Source organism: Mesorhizobium norvegicum, from assembly GCF_004919685.1.
Classification (GTDB): Bacteria; Pseudomonadota; Alphaproteobacteria; order Rhizobiales; family Rhizobiaceae; genus Mesorhizobium; species Mesorhizobium norvegicum.
This window is the reverse complement of sequence record NZ_SMYZ01000080.1, coordinates 25,341-39,961: the sequence shown is the minus strand read 5'-3', so window position 1 is coordinate 39,961 and position 14,621 is coordinate 25,341. Positions and strand designations below refer to the sequence as shown.

Below are 14,621 nucleotides of genomic sequence, written 5' to 3'. Positions count from 1 at the left end.
ACGAGGGGGGAGATCGGCAGGTTCAGCGCCGCACTCGGTCCTGCAGCGTTGGATGTTGGCGAAAGCCGCGATAATAGCCAATCTCCCCACTTGTGGGGGAGATGTCCGGCAGGACAGAGGGGGGCGCTGGCCCGCGACGCCACCAGTTGGCGAAGAAACTTACCCGACCAACGCCAGCTTCGCCGTTGCCGGAGCAAAGGGACGAATAGTCATGCCATCGCCGGTGATCGTGACAAAACTCGATGGCGGGATCGCCTGCCAGTCGCCGCCTTCGCGATCGAAGGGTTCGGACACGATGCAGCGGCCGCCGCCCTTGCGCAAGATGGAGGTGTAGAGCGTCGGGGCGTGGGCGTCGGTGGCGTAGCGCACGGCGTGGAGCGCCTGCCCGTCCGAGAAGGCGGCGGTGAGTTTCAGCGCCGGTTCGAGGCCGGCGCGGCGCGAGGCTTCGAGCACGCGGCTGGTGGCGCGGGAGACGGCGCCTTGCGGATCAGCGGCCAATCCCTCGTCGATCATCAGCAGGAAAAACAATTCGGAATCTGTGGTGCCTTCGCGCTGGTCGAAGACGGCGTCGGACAGCGAGTTCTCCAGCGCGCGGCGGATCTTCTCGAAGCCGCCGATCTGGCCGTTGTGCATGAACGACCAAGCGCTGGAGATGAACGGATGGCAGTTCATACGGCTGGTGGCGCCGCCGGTCGACGCCCGCACATGGGCAAGGAACAGGCCGGATTTGATCTGCCGGCACAGGCTCTTCAGATTGGGATCGGACCAGGCCGGCAGGATGTCGCGATAGAGACCCGGCTCCGGGCGGTCGCCATACCAGGCAAGGCCGAAGCCGTCGCCATTGGTCGGCGATTTCGCTTCCTGGGCGCAATGGCTCTGGGCGATCAGCGAGTGACAGGGCGCGGTGAGGATGTCTTCGAGAAAGACCGCTTCACCGAGATAGGCCGCCCACCGGCACATCGCTTCTGTCGTCCTCTAGGCGCGATCCATAAGAGCCGCAGGCTCCTTGGTCGCGTGTGTGCCTCTGTTGTGCGTCCGCTCATAAAGCTCGCGAACGATTCGGCTGGCTGTAGTTTCAAACAGAAATGGCAAGAAAGCATGAACGAGCGCGGCGCCCGCCGCCAGCAACAGGCGCGACGAGAACCAGGCGGCAAAGGCCATATGACCGAGATAGGTTTCGCCGACCTTGGCCGGATGAGAGGTGAAAATCCTTGCGACCGACATGCTGGTTCCCCTTCGGCGTCTGAGTTCCTGATATGAGCATCCTGACACGCTTCGCCGGTTCATCGGTCTCAAAATATCCTTGTAATCAGCCAGTTCATGGGACAAACATCCCACATGGCACTCGATATCGATGAAATCGACCGAAAATTGCTCACCGAGTTGCAACGCGACGGCACGCTGTCGGTCGACCAGCTGTCGGAACGGGTGGCCTTGTCGCGCAATGCCTGCTGGCGCCGGGTGAAGCGGCTGGAGGAGGATGGCGTCATCACCGGCCGGGTGGCGCTGGTCGATGCCGAAAAGCTCGGACTTGGCCTTTCCGTCTTCATCCTGATCCGCACGTCCAATCACGACCCGGAGTGGCTGCAGAAGTTCCGGGCGGCGGCGACCGGCTTTCCCGAGATCACCGGCGTCTACCGCATGTCCGGCGACCTCGACTATGTCTTGCGCGCCCGCGTTGCTGACGTGAAAGCCTATGACCGGCTCTATCAGCGGCTGATCGCCAAGGTGGCGCTGTCGGACGTTTCCGCGTCGTTCGTGATGGAGGAGATCAAGGAGACCACCGTCGTTCCGATGGAACTGAGGTAGTCGCGGTGCATAGGCAGCGGACGGGTTAGAGACTCATCGTTCGTCCGGCGCACCATCTTGACCATTCGGGATTGGCGGCCCCCCACCTTCGTCATCCACGGGCGGAGCAGGAGCGAAGCTCCGTCGCGAAGACCCGAGGATGACGAATTGACGGGCGTTTACCCCAATCGCCAAGGCATGCGGTCCGTCAACGCAAGCGCATCCGAATCGTCAAACCTTCTGCGCAGCGGAACCAGGTCATAGTGATGCCCGAAAGAAAGCCGTTGATAGCATTGCGGTCGAGTTGACCGAATCGCCGTTCGCGCCGATAGGATCGATTTTATGCGCGCAGCCCTTCAAACTCCCTCCGTCATCGGTCCGACCGTCGGCTTCGTCAGGTTGCCGCATGGTGAAGGACTCCCCCTTCCTGCCTATGAAAGCACTGGCGCCGCCGGCATGGATCTGCGTGCCGCGGTGCCCGATGACCGGCCGCTGCTGATCCTGCCGGGAAAACGCGCTCTGGTGCCGACGGGGCTGATCCTGGAAATTCCTGAAGGCATGGAAGGTCAGGTGCGGCCCCGCTCGGGCCTCGCCTTCAAACATGGACTTACCGTCCTCAACACGCCCGGCACCATCGACAGCGACTATCGCGGCGAAGTGAAGGTGCTGCTGATCAACCTTGGCGACGAGGATTTCGCGGTGACGCGCGGCATGCGCATCGCCCAGATCGTCTTCGCGGCGGTGACGCAGGCGGCGGTGGAAGAGCGTACATTGGCCGGTGGCACGGCGCGTGGCGCGGGCGGGTTCGGATCGACCGGCACCGCCTGATGTCTGAACTGCCAAATCTTGTCATCTTCGACTGCGACGGTATCCTGGTCGATACCGAGAACCTGGCCAATCGGCGCCTCGCCGAATGGCTGACCGCTGCCGGCTATCCGACAAGCTTCGAATATTGCCGCAAGAATTTCTCCGGCCGCAGCATGGCGTCGGTGCAAAAGGAGATCGAAGAAGAGACCAGCGTCAGGCTCGGCGCCGATTTCGTCGATCGCTGGAATGCCGGCCTGCCGGACCTGTTCGCCCATGGCGTCGAGGCGATCCCTTACGTCCGCGAGTTCGTCGAAGCCGTGCGTTCAGCCGGCATCGCCTATTGCGTGGCCACCTCGGCCCGGGTGTCGAAGATGCACATCACGCTTGGCCAGACCGGGCTGTTGCCGCTGTTCGAACACGCGATGTTCAGCTCGACCATGGTCGGTCGCGGCAAGCCGTTCCCCGACCTGTTCCTGCATGCGGCGAAAACCATGGGCTTTGCGCCCGCCGACTGCATCGTCATCGAGGACAGCGTCGCCGGCACGCAGGCCGGCATCGCCGCCGGCATGCGGGTGTTTTCCTATCATGGCGATCCCTATTCCGACCGCGACGGCCTGATCCAGGCCGGCGGCATCCTGTTCGACGACATGCGCGAGTTGGCCGGACTGGTGCCGATCCACTGACCTGATCTTCAGCCTGCGGCTGTACGCCTCGATTGTCCGTGCTAGCTTGGCCCCGCCAACTCGAGGCCACGCATGAAACCCGTTCTGTTCCGCCTCATCCTCGCCTTGATGCTGCTGCCGTTTTTATGGACCGCGGCCGGCGCGCAGGCCGTCAGCTTCCCGGAACTCGGCAGCGCGCTGCCCGGCCGCACGGACATCACCTATCTCGATCTGGCGAGGATGGTCATCCCCGATCTGACCGCAGACAAGGACGGCTTCTACAAAGGCGGGTTGCCGATCGAGATGCGTCATATCGAGGGACCGGACAGCGGCGGCTCACCGCCCGAGACGTCAGGCTTTTCCAATGCCGCGGTGCTTGCCATCAAGGCTGGCGGCAAGGACCGGCTGACCATGCTGTTCGACCTTGGCGATTCTCCCGACAGCACGGAAGGCTATGCGGTGCTGGCGCTCTACGACATCACGGCCAAGCCAAAATTGCTCGACGCCGTCAATGTCGCGCTCGACCGCGGTACCTATTTCCGCGAACCGGCCAAGCTTTCCGTCGGCGCCGACGATGACGTCCTCATCACCATGAGCGCGCATTTCAATTCGAGCCAGAACTATGTGATCACCCCGCTGATCATGATCCGAGACGACAAGTTCGAACTGATCGACATGATCTATACGTTCGATGAGAACCTGTGCGCCTACAGCCGCAAGCAGGACGTGGTTTTCGAGACCGTCGCCGACGGCCAGCCTTATGCCGCCATCAAGGTGACGGTGACCGATGCCACGGTGCTGAACGGCGAAAGCTGCGACGACACCCCGCCCAAGCCGGAGTCTCACGCGATTTTCGTCACCTATCACTGGGACAAGAAGGCGTCGCGCTACGCCAAGGATTCCGACGCGCTGGACAAATTGGCAGGAGAGAACGCCAAACGCCTCTGAACCAACCGCATTCGTTTGCCCGGTCAAAAAGGGCAGGATAAAATCCGCTTAGCCACACCGCACATGATGGGGGAACTACCATGGACAAGGGCAAGATCTTTCGCGACCTGCATGCCTCGACCTTCGTCATGCCCAATCCCTGGGATATCGGCACGACGAAGCTGCTGGGTTCCTTCGGCTTCACGGCGCTGGCGACGACCAGCGCCGGCTTTGCCTTTTCACGCGGCCTGCCGGATGGCGCCGTGACCTTCGACCAGATGATCCACCATTGCCGCGAGGTGACGGCGGCGACCAGCCTGCCGGTCTCAGCCGACCTCGAGAAAGGCAAGGGCGACAGCGCCGAGCAGGCCGCCGAAACCATCTTCGCGGCGGAAGCAGCCGGCCTTGCCGGCTGCTCGATCGAAGACCACACCGGCGACCCGGACAAGCCGATCTATGATTTTGCGCATGCCGTCGAGCGTGTTGCGGCGGCGGTGGAAGCGGCGCGGGCGCTGAAGCGCGATTTCGTCTTCACCGCACGCGCCGAGAATTTCCTGTGGGGCAAGTCCGACCTCGACGACACCATCAAGCGGCTGCAGGCCTTCGAGAAGGCCGGCGCCGACGTGCTCTACGCGCCGGGTATCGGTGATGTCGAGATGATCCGCACGGTCTGCTCGGCGGTCAGCAAGCCGGTCAATGTCATGGCAAAGCCCGGCTTCACCATCGCCGACCTCGCCATGGCCGGCGTCAAGCGTATCTCGCTCGGGCCGTGGCTGACCAATTTCGCTTATGGCATGCTGGAAACGGCGGCGCGCGAGATCCAGCAGGACGGCACCTTCGGCTTCACCCGCGCCGCCATGCCGTTCGGCAAATTGCAGGCGCTGTTTGCCAAACCTTCAGTCTAGATGAGGCCCATCGCATGACGCTGACCGTCGTCGATATGCATACCGGCGGCGAGCCGCTCCGGATCGTTACCGGCGGCTATCCGGATATTCCAAAGGGCACCATCCTGGAAAAGCGCGCCTATGTGCGCGACCACCTCGATCATCTCAGGAAAATCCTGATGTTCGAGCCGCGCGGCCATTACGACATGTATGGCGCCTTGCTGGTCGAGCCGGACTTGCCCGGCGCCGACCTCGCCGTGCTGTTCATGCACAATGAGGGCTATTCGACCATGTGCGGCCACGCCATCGTCGCGCTCGGCCGCTACGCCATCGATGAAGGGCTGGTGGCGAAACAGGAGCCGATCACGACGGTCAATATCGAGGCGCCATGCGGACTGGTCGTCGCCTCGGTCGAGGTCAGGGACGGCAAGGCCGGCGCGGTGTCGTTCGAAAGCGTGCCGGCCTTCCTGTTCGCCGGCAGGCAGACGATAGAGCTGGCGGGCCATGGCGCGATCGGCTTCGACATCGCCTATGGCGGCGCTTTCTACGCACTGGCCGATTGCCACCAATTCGGGCTCGAATTCGGCCGCGACCGGGTGCGCGATTTCGTCGATGCGGCAACCGCGCTGACGGACAGGCTCAAAGCCGAATTTCCGCTGTCGCATCCCGACCATGCTGACCTTGCCTTCCTCTACGGCACCATCCTGACCGATGGCCGCGACGCGTTTTCCGGCGAGGTGACCAAAAACATCTGCGTCTTCGCCGAGGCGGAGGTCGACCGCTCGCCGACCGGCTCCGGCGTCACCGCAAGGCTGGCGGCCATGCATGCCAAGGGCGAGATCGCGATCGGGCAGACGCGCATGTTCGAGAGCATTGCCTGCTCGCGTTTTTCCGGAGCCGTGGTGCGGACGGCGAAGGCTGGCCCGCATCAGGCGATCATCGCCCGCGTCGGCGGCCGCGCCTATTATTCCGGGCGGGCCGAATTCATTGTCGAGGCCGATGACGAGTTGGGGCGCGGATTTCTCCTGCGCTAAGTGCGCCGATATCCGGATCGAGCCACTTCCCGCACAGAAATCGCCTTGTGCAGATGCACCATCATGGCGGCGGCGAAGAGCGGCGTCACCAGATTGAGCAGCGGCAGGGCGAGGAAGGCAGCGATGAGCAGCCCGGCGAGAAACACCGTTCCGGCATAATGCCTGCGCAAGGCCCTGGCCTCTTCTTCGCCGCGAAAGCGCATGGCGGCGAATTCGAAGAACTCGCGCCCGAGCAAATAACCGTTGACGATGAAGAAGGCGGCGATGTTGACGCCCGGCACAAGCAGAAGCAGCAGGGCGACGATGTTGCCGAGAATGACGACGCCGAGAAATCGCATCGACAGCACCAGCGAGCGCAGCGCCGGCATGGCGCGGCCGGTCGGGTCGCCGGGATAGTCGGTGCGCTCGACCACCTCGGCGATATCGTCGAGGAACAGGCCGGCGATAACAGCCGTCACCGGCGCGATGAGCAGCGCCATGCCGAAGGCGAGCGCGATGGCGGCGATGATGCCGCCCAGCCAGCCGGCCCAGGACGGGATGCCGGGCAACAGCGTCTGCAGCCATGGCAGCGCCAGCCACTCGACAAGGCTGGTCAGGCCGAACCACAGGGCCAACAGCGCCAGCAAGGTCAGCCCGGGCGTCTTGATAAACACGGCACGAAACGGAGGCGAGAGCAGCTCGAGGGCCGCGGTGCGGGCAGCGTCGAAAATCACTGTGCTTCAACCCCAGATCAGCGGCCACCGCCGAAAAGGCGGACGCTTCCGAGATAGGCAGCGCGGGCCATGAGCACAAGCGGGCTGGGCGTTTACCGCGCAAACGCCGGCTTGCGAACCGGGATGGTCATGGCAGCGACCCCAGCCACGACAAAACCCATGCCCAGCCATGCCGTCGAGCCGAGGCTTTCGCCGAGGAAGAGGGCGCCGATGCCGACGCCGATCGGCACACGGAGATAGGCCTGCGAGGTGGTTCCGACCGAGCCCAGCGTGTGGATGAGGCGGAAATAGATGACGAAGGCCAGTGCCGTGGAAAAGACCGACAGGCCGAGCAGGGCCAGGATCGACGCCGTCGATGGCACCAGCGTCCATGGCTGGTCGAATACAAGACTGAGGGGCACGAGGATAACGGCGCCGCACAGCATCGAACCGGCGGCCGGCAGCATCGGATCGAGGCCCTTGAAGCCTCGGCCGAAAATGGCCGCACCGGCATAGCAGACCGTTGCCGCGACGATTGCCAACTGCGCCCACAGCTCGTGACCAAGGCCACCCAGCGCCTCGGTGCCGATGATGAGGCAGATGCCGGCAATGCCGGCGCCGACGCCAATCAGTTTGCGCAATGTGACCGGCTCGTGGCGGGTGATGAGCGCTGTCAAAAGGAAGGTGAAGATCGGCGAGGTCGCGTTCAGGATGGTGGCGAGGCCGGCGTCGACCGAGCGTTCGGCGGCGGCGATCAGGGTGAACGGCACCACGCTGTTGAGACATGCCTGGAAGGCGAAACGGCGCCAGCTTGCCGCATCGCCCGGCATGGCGAGCCCGCGCCAGCGGATGATGGCCAACAGGATGCCACCGGCGATCAGGGTGCGGGCGGCAATGAAGGTGATCGGCGGGATCGTCTCGACGCCGATCTTGATGAAGGTGTAGGAGGCGCCCCACAGCACCGCCAACACGACGAGCAGCGCTAGGTCGGTGGTCATGTCGTTTCTTGCAGGTTCGTTCTTTGTCGACATGCTCTTTGTAGACATGCTCTTGGTAGACATTGGGGGGCTGGCTCGCCTTCGAAACGGGATCGGCTGAGCCAGGCTTGTAGGCGGTGCGGCGATCAAATGCTTCGGCCACGGTCGAATTGTCATAGCGCCTCGCGGCAAGTGCGCCTTTGGGCTGTTCGGACCTGATCCGCCCAAGTTGCGTGTTGCGCTCTAGGCAAACCGGTTTCAAATCGCTAGACCCGCGCCCGGCCGACATGGCAAGAAGCCGGCTCGGGTTTTTGGCGGAGATTTTGATGCCGGATTATGACGTGCTTTGCATCGGCAATGCCATTGTCGACATCATCGCCCAGTGCGACGAGGAATTCCTCGAGACCAACGGCATCATCAAGGGCGCGATGAACCTCATCGACACAAAGCGCGCCGAACTGCTCTACAGCCGCATGGGGCCGGCGATCGAAGCCTCCGGCGGCAGCGCCGGCAACACGGCGGCCGGCGTCGCCAGCTTCGGCGGCCGCGCCGCCTTCTTCGGCAAGGTCTCCAACGATGCGCTGGGTGAAATCTACGCGCACGACATCCATGCCCAGGGCGTCGCCTTCGACACCAGGCCGCTCAAGGGCGAGCCGCCGACGGCGCGCTCGATGATTTTCGTCACCCCCGACGGCGAGCGCTCGATGAACACCTATCTCGGCGCCTGTGTCGAGCTTGGGCCGGAGGATGTGGAGGCCGACAAGGCCTCTGGCGCCAAAGTCACCTATTTCGAGGGCTATCTGTGGGACCCGCCGCGCGCCAAGGAAGCAATCCGCCAGACGGCGAAGCTGGCGCATGCCGCAGGCCGAGAAGTGTCGATGACACTGTCGGATTCGTTTTGCGTCGACCGCTACCGCGACGAATTCCTCGACCTGATGCGTTCGGGCACGGTCGACATCGTCTTTGCCAACAGCCACGAGATCAAGTCGCTCTACCAGACATCGTCGTTCGACGAGGCGCTGGCGCAGATCCGCAAGGATTGCAGGATCGCCGCCGTGACCCGCTCGGAAAAAGGCTCGGTGATCGTGCGCGGCGACGAGACCGTGGTGATCAAGGCAACCGCCATTAGGGAACTGGTCGACACGACGGGCGCCGGCGATCTCTATGCCGCCGGCTTCCTGCATGGCTACACGCAAGGCCGCGACCTGCAGACCTGCGGCGACCTTGGCTCACTGGCGGCCGGATTGGTGATCCAGCAGATCGGCCCTAGGCCACGGCAGAATTTGCGCCGCGAGGCTGAGCAGGCGGGGTTGCTTTAGGGGCATTTCCTGCCCTTGCGGCAGTTACTGCGAGGCTCCCCCTCATCCGGCCGCTCCGCGGCCACCTTCTCCCCGCTGGGGAGAAGAGGAAAGCGCCAGCGCCGGTAGCCTCCTCTCCCCTCGGGGAGAGGTCGCCCGAGCGAAGCGGAGGGCGGGTGAGGGGGAACGGCCGTCGCGCGGCTGTCACACATCGCACCTACACGCAATCTAGGCGCCCCGCGACTGACATTTCGGGGCGCCACTAGCCAGTTGGGGTGTCAAGAAATGCAAGACAGCAAGCTGTCGGGCCGCTGCATCTGTTGCCGCTGCGATTTCCGCTTTCCGCTCTAGAAGTTCAACAGCCGGCCGCAGCTGTGGGAGGAGCGCGCGGCCCGGAAGACAGATGCATGAACAGATTTCAGATCCAGGGCCTCAAGCAGGACGACTTCGCGGAGATGGTCGCGGAGGAAGTCGAACGCGCGCTTGCCCATTGTGATGAGGCCATCAACAAGCCCACCATGGTCTCGGTCGGCAAGATCGCCGGCAGCATTGCGTCCGCCGTCACCTTGCTGTCGCCGAAGCACCAGCGCGCCATCGACGCCATTCATGCCGACCTTCCCGGCCTGGCATCGAAATTCGTGCGCGCACTAGCGGCCGAGGCCGCGCGCCGCAGCGAAGCCGGCATTGCCGGCGCGACAAATCCGCCGACGACCCTGTCGGCCGATGTCGAGCAAACTTCGCTGCCAAAGTCCGATGACCTCGAATCGATGCTGATCGAGGACTGGGCGGGCCGCGTCGCCGGCTCGACCTATCTGGAAGAGAATTTGCGCATCGCCCGCTCGACGCTGCACCGCTGGCAGCGGCGGAGTGAGGTCATTGCCTTGCGCAAGGGCGGCCGCAAACATGTCTTCCCGCTGGCGCAGTTCGTCGATGGCCGGCCGGTAACGGGCATTCGCGACGTGCTGTCTCTGATCAGCAATCCCAGACTGGCGTGGCTGTGGCTGACGCGCCCCTCGGCGCAGCTCGACGGTCGCGTCCCGATCGACCTGCTCCGGCAGGATCATGTCGACGAGGTCGTCGAGGCGGCGCGTGCGTTCGCGCCGGACTGAGACGGATATGAACCCCGCCGGCCGGGGCTATCGTTTCCGCTCCGCCAGCAAGCCAAGATAGTGCTGCAGGACGGCAGCACCGGCGATCGACGTGACGTCGGCATGGTCATAGGCCGGCGCCACTTCGACGACATCGGCGCCGACGATATCGAGCGAGCCCAATCGCCGCAGGATCATCAGCGCCTCGCGCGACGAAAGACCACCGGCGACCGGCGTGCCGGTGCCTGGGGCAAAGGCCGGGTCGAGACAGTCGATGTCGAAGGTCAGATAGGTCCTGGCATCGCCGACACGCGCCTTGATGCGCTCGACAACGCCGGCCACGCCGAGCTCGGCGACATCTTCGCCCTGCAGGATTTCAAGGCCGCAAGTGTCTGGCGCGTGGGTGCGGATGCCGACCTGGATCGAGCGCTCCGGCCTGACCAGGCCTTCGCCGACGGCCCTGGCAACGAACGAGCCATGGTCGATGCGCTTCTCCTCGTCGAGCCAGGTGTCCTGGTGCGCGTCGAACTGAACCAGCGCCAGCGGCCCATACTTCTTCGCATGCGCTCTGAGCAGCGGCCAGGGGACGTAGTGATCGCCGCCGATGGACAGCAGCGTGACGCCGGCATCAACGACCTCGCTCGCCTGCGCCTCGATCTGCCATGGCGTCTCGTCGTGCCGGCCGAAATCAAGACCGCAATCGCCATAGTCGATGACCGCCAACCGTTCGAACGGATCCGTGCGGAAAGGATATTGCGGATCGCCTTCGAGGATGGCCGAGGCGCGCCGCACGCCTTGCGGACCGAAGCGGGCGCCCGGCCGGTTGGAGACGGCCGCATCGAACGGGATGCCCCACACGGCCACATCGACGCCGTCAAGGTTGCGGGTCAGCCGGCGGCGCATGAAGGACAGCACGCCGCCATAGACCGGCTCATGCGAGCCGCCATAGATGTTCTTGCCGAAAACGGCGTCATCGGTCTGGCGCGAACGCGGCAGGGATTCAAGCATATCGATCACATCTTTTTTCTGGAGAGGGGGGTAAAGCCAAAGCAGGCCGGGGATCAGTTCGTTCCGGTGGTGAAGCTGGTCCATAGCCGGGTGACCAGGCGCAGCGATTTCTGGTCGCGCGGCTGGGCGGCGAACAGATGCTTCATCGTCTCTTTCGAGAGATAGATGTCGGGATTGTCGCGAACGACCTCGTCGACCATCGGCGTCGCCGCCTCGACAGCATTCGGGTAGAGCGTCGCGTTGGTGAAGCGGGCGGCGACCCGCGGCGTGATCAGGAAATCCAGGAAGGCCTGGGCGTTTTCGGGGTGCGGCGCATCGACCGGAATGGTGACGACGTCGAAGAAGATTTCCGTGCCCTCCTTCGGGATGGAATAGCCGATATCGGCGCCGCTTTTGGCGTCCACCGCCTTGGTCGCCGCGCCGATCGCATCGCCGCTCCAGCCAAGCGCCAGGCAGAGATCGCCAGCCGCCATCTCGCTCATGATCGAGCCCGATTTGAAATGCCTGATGTAAGGCTTGATCGCGGTCAGCAGATCGGCTGCCTTTCTGATCTCGCTCTCGTCGGTCGAGAACGGGTTGAAGCCGAGGTAGTTGAGCGCGATCGACATCACGCCTTCCGGCGAATCAACCATGGCGATACCGCAATCCTCGAATTTTCGCGCCACCTCCGGCTTGAAGATCATGTCGAGGCTGTTGACCGGGGCGTCCTTCATCCGCTCGGCGATCTTGGCCTTGTTGTAGATGATGCCCGTGGTGCCATAGGCATAGGGCACCGCATAGGCGTTGCCCGGATCCTGCCTGGCCAGGAAGGCCATGATGTCGGGATTGAGACCCGTGGCGTTGGGGAGCTTCGTCTTGTCGAGCTTCTGGATGGCGCCGGCCTTGATGTACTGGCCGACGATCGATGCGCCCGGCATGGTCAGGTCATAGCCGGAGCCCCCGGTCAGCGTCTTGGTCGTAAGCATCTCGACGGCATCGAATGTGTCGTAGACGACCTTGATGCCGGTCTGTTTCTCGAATTGAGCGATGGTGTCGGCGGGCACGTAGTCGTACCAGAAGTAAATGTTGACGGTCTTGTCCTCGGCGGCCAGGGCACCGCCCGTCAGGACGCAAACGGACAGGGCGAACATCGATGCGGCAAGGGTGGCAAGATGGCGCATGGCGCGGTCTCCCAAGGGGTCGGATCGCGTGAGAATTGCCCGTTCGGCACAACCCGACAAACGGCATTTTTGTCCGTCATGCTTGACAAAAACTCATCTCAAGTTTTGTCTTTGCCAATGAAGCTGCCCTCGTTGAATGCGATCCGAGCTTTCGAAGCGGCGGCGCGCCTGCACAGCTTCAAGGATGCCGCCGATGAGTTGCGGCTGACGCCCTCGGCGGTGAGCCGGCATATCCGATCCCTGGAACAGGCGCTGGGTATGGAGTTGTTCGAGCGTGGCATCCGGCAGGTGACACTGGCGCCGAAAGCCACCCACTTTGCCCGCCGGCTGTCCACCGCCTTCAGGTCGATTGAGGCTGCCACCGAAGAGATGGGCAGCCATGGCCGCCCCGATGCCGCCAAGCGCGCCTCGCTGTCGATCAACGCGACCTTTATGAACCTGTGGCTGGCCGACCGCCTGCCGCGCTTCCGCGCCGAGAATCCCGATTTCGAACTCGACGTGTCGATCCACGACGATCAGAGCCGGGGTGGCAATCCGAGTGCCGATCTGCGCGTGCTGTTCACCGCCGATGCCGGCAATGCAGACTATGTGCAGCTTGTGTCACTGGTGATCTTTCCCGTCTGCGCGCCAGCCCTGCTCGCCGGTCCGAATGCGCCAAGGACAGTAGCCGATCTTGCCAGACAGAGGCTGTTGCACGAGAACACCACCGCCTGGTGGGAGGAATGGTTCGAGAAGGAAGGGCTGAAGGTCGACGCGAAATCCGGTCCGATCTTCCATGACCCGGCGCTGGCCGTGCGCGAAGCAGTCCATGGTGGCGGCGTGGCGCTGGTCGACAACATCATGGCGCAGGACCTGCTGGCCAGCGGCCAGCTGGTGGCGCCGTTTCCGGCCCGCCACAAAATTCCGGAAAGCTACTGCCTGCAGCAGAAGCCCGGCAATCGAAGCTCGCCGGGGATCAAGCGGTTCCGGGAGTGGTTAATGGCGGAGATAGCCCGGCACAAGGAGGCGATGGGCGTGGGTTGAGGGCCTTTGCGCGCCTAGGCAGTCTTGCGAATCGGGTGGCGGTGCCTGGACGATGGCTGTTGCGGCGCCATTTCCCTGGCGGTGACCAGCCGGTTGCGGCCGCTCTTTTTTCCGATGTACATCAGCCGGTCGGCGAGTGCGATCAGCGCTTCGGAATCGGCGGCCTCCGCTGGATACATGGCCACGCCAACGGTGCAGCCGACCTGGATGGCGCCAGTCGGCGTGGGAACCTTGATCCGCAACCTTTCCAGGATGCGTTCGGCGACGCGCACGGCCTTCTGCTGTGCCATGTCGGCGTCGCCCGAGAACAGGAAGGCGAACTCGTCACCGCCAAGCCGGGCCACGAAATCGGCGCTGCGCAGGATCGAGCGAAGCTGGCTCGACACGCGCTGCAGCAGCGCATCGCCGGCCTCGTGGCCGAGCGTGTCGTTGACTTCCTTGAACCGGTCGAGGTCGATGAACAAAAGACCAGCCGCATCGCCGGTGGCGCCGCAGCGGGCGACCACCGATTTCAGTTCGTCGTGGAAGGCGCGCCGGTTGGGCAAGTCGGTCAATGCATCGTGGTTGGCCGAATGGTCGCTCTGCTGCTTCGCCAGTTCGATCTCGCGTTTTTGCGCCGAGAGCTCTTCGTTGGCTGTCTTCAGATCCAGCAGCAGCTGGGCGTTGAGGTCCTCGACAACCTTGCGGTCGCTGATGTCGACGACGAAGCCTTCGAGGAATTCGAGGTCGCCGGCATCGTCCCAGACACCGCCGCCAATCTCGCGGACCCAGAGCGGTTCGCCGACCTGCGGCACGATGCGGTAGTCGACGTTCCAGTTGCAGCGCGCCTCGAGCGCGGCATCGACGGCGGCATAGACCGAGGGCAGGTCATCCGGATGGATGGCCGAGACATAGTCGCGCACCGCATTGTGAATGAAATCGCTCGGCCGATAACCGCTGACTGTGAGAATGCCGTCGCTGATATAAAGCATGGTGTAGGAGGCGTCGTTGCGGCAACGGTAGAGATAACCGTCCATCCGGCCGGTGATGCTGAGAAGCGCATCCAGGCGCTCGTCGTGATAGGCTCCCTGGCCGACCACGGATGCCGGACTCGTATCGTGCTTCACGGCTGAAAATCCATGACGGTCACCACCCCAGTCTGTCCAAAATGCCGCTCTGGCACATCGACGACAGCTCCCTGGTATAACAACCGGATATTATCAATATCTTATGGATCGCGGTGATTTACCCGCAAATTCGGCTTGAATCGCAGGATTTCTGCGATTGCATATGT

The 14,621-nt window shown here is 63.5% G+C and carries 16 protein-coding genes; 9 read left to right on the top strand and 7 right to left on the bottom strand.

Annotated features, from left to right (window positions below):
* Window positions 1-159: 159 nt before the first annotated feature.
* Complete coding sequence (locus FCU66_RS30095; protein ID WP_136617416.1) at window positions 160-960, bottom strand: class II glutamine amidotransferase; 801 nt, start codon at window positions 958-960, stop codon at window positions 160-162.
* Between the two features lie 15 nt (window positions 961-975).
* Window positions 976-1,224 carry a DUF6356 family protein gene (locus FCU66_RS30090; RefSeq protein WP_136617504.1) on the bottom strand — a complete coding sequence of 83 codons (249 nt, stop codon included), beginning with the start codon at window positions 1,222-1,224 and terminating at the stop codon, window positions 976-978.
* Window positions 1,225-1,338: 114 nt separating this feature from the next.
* Between FCU66_RS30090 and FCU66_RS30085 the strand changes: the two genes are divergently transcribed.
* The 6 genes from FCU66_RS30085 to FCU66_RS30060 all read left to right on the top strand — a co-directional run bounded on the left by FCU66_RS30085 (window position 1,339) and on the right by FCU66_RS30060 (window position 6,102).
* Window positions 1,339-1,809: an Lrp/AsnC family transcriptional regulator gene (locus FCU66_RS30085; protein ID WP_136617417.1), complete on the top strand. Its 471-nt coding sequence runs from the start codon at window positions 1,339-1,341 to the stop codon at window positions 1,807-1,809.
* 321 nt (window positions 1,810-2,130) lie between these two features.
* Complete coding sequence (dut, locus tag FCU66_RS30080) at window positions 2,131-2,616, top strand: dUTP diphosphatase (RefSeq protein WP_056588233.1); 486 nt, start codon at window positions 2,131-2,133, stop codon at window positions 2,614-2,616.
* Window positions 2,616-3,278 carry an HAD family hydrolase gene (locus tag FCU66_RS30075; RefSeq protein WP_136617418.1) on the top strand — a complete coding sequence of 221 codons (663 nt, stop codon included), beginning with the start codon at window positions 2,616-2,618 and terminating at the stop codon, window positions 3,276-3,278. The genes dut and FCU66_RS30075 overlap by 1 nt, the downstream gene beginning before the upstream one ends.
* Before the next feature lie 72 nt (window positions 3,279-3,350).
* Window positions 3,351-4,205, top strand: a complete 855-nt coding sequence (locus FCU66_RS30070) for a hypothetical protein (RefSeq protein ID WP_136617419.1) — start codon at window positions 3,351-3,353, stop codon at window positions 4,203-4,205.
* Window positions 4,206-4,285: 80 nt separating this feature from the next.
* Entirely contained in the window at window positions 4,286-5,089 is an 804-nt protein-coding gene (locus tag FCU66_RS30065; protein WP_136617420.1) for an isocitrate lyase/PEP mutase family protein, read from the top strand.
* A 14-nt stretch (window positions 5,090-5,103) separates the two neighbouring features.
* Entirely contained in the window at window positions 5,104-6,102 is a 999-nt protein-coding gene (locus tag FCU66_RS30060; protein WP_136617421.1) for a proline racemase family protein, read from the top strand.
* Here the strand turns inward: FCU66_RS30060 and FCU66_RS30055 are convergent.
* Complete coding sequence (locus FCU66_RS30055; protein ID WP_136617422.1) at window positions 6,099-6,815, bottom strand: sulfate transporter family protein; 717 nt, start codon at window positions 6,813-6,815, stop codon at window positions 6,099-6,101. The two genes, FCU66_RS30060 and FCU66_RS30055, sit on opposite strands and share 4 nt — an antisense overlap.
* A gap of 92 nt (window positions 6,816-6,907) precedes the next feature.
* Window positions 6,908-7,792 (bottom strand): DMT family transporter, encoded by an 885-nt coding sequence (locus FCU66_RS30050; protein ID WP_168991828.1) that lies wholly within the window; start codon window positions 7,790-7,792, stop codon window positions 6,908-6,910.
* Between the two features lie 305 nt (window positions 7,793-8,097).
* Here FCU66_RS30050 and FCU66_RS30045 point away from each other — a divergent pair, with 305 nt between their 5' ends.
* Window positions 8,098-9,090, top strand: coding sequence for an adenosine kinase (locus FCU66_RS30045; RefSeq protein WP_136617424.1), 993 nt, complete (start codon window positions 8,098-8,100; stop codon window positions 9,088-9,090).
* Window positions 9,091-9,476: 386 nt separating this feature from the next.
* Window positions 9,477-10,178, top strand: a complete 702-nt coding sequence (locus FCU66_RS30040) for an antitoxin Xre/MbcA/ParS-like domain-containing protein (protein ID WP_136617425.1) — start codon at window positions 9,477-9,479, stop codon at window positions 10,176-10,178.
* 27 nt (window positions 10,179-10,205) lie between these two features.
* On the opposite strand, the gene speB is transcribed toward FCU66_RS30040, so the two are convergent.
* Both speB and FCU66_RS30030 read right to left on the bottom strand, forming a co-directional pair.
* Complete coding sequence (gene speB / locus FCU66_RS30035) at window positions 10,206-11,165, bottom strand: agmatinase (RefSeq protein WP_136617505.1); 960 nt, start codon at window positions 11,163-11,165, stop codon at window positions 10,206-10,208.
* A 53-nt stretch (window positions 11,166-11,218) separates the two neighbouring features.
* Window positions 11,219-12,325: a polyamine ABC transporter substrate-binding protein gene (locus FCU66_RS30030; protein WP_136617426.1), complete on the bottom strand. Its 1,107-nt coding sequence runs from the start codon at window positions 12,323-12,325 to the stop codon at window positions 11,219-11,221.
* 132 nt (window positions 12,326-12,457) lie between these two features.
* Here FCU66_RS30030 and FCU66_RS30025 point away from each other — a divergent pair, with 132 nt between their 5' ends.
* The gene (locus FCU66_RS30025; protein WP_246094089.1) at window positions 12,458-13,348 is read left to right on the top strand and encodes a LysR substrate-binding domain-containing protein; all 891 of its coding nucleotides are present in this window, start codon (window positions 12,458-12,460) and stop codon (window positions 13,346-13,348) included.
* Window positions 13,349-13,362: 14 nt separating this feature from the next.
* Here FCU66_RS30025 and FCU66_RS30020 read toward each other — a convergent pair whose 3' ends face one another.
* Window positions 13,363-14,454 carry a GGDEF domain-containing protein gene (locus tag FCU66_RS30020; RefSeq protein ID WP_136617428.1) on the bottom strand — a complete coding sequence of 364 codons (1,092 nt, stop codon included), beginning with the start codon at window positions 14,452-14,454 and terminating at the stop codon, window positions 13,363-13,365.
* Between the last annotated feature and the right edge of the window lie 167 nt (window positions 14,455-14,621).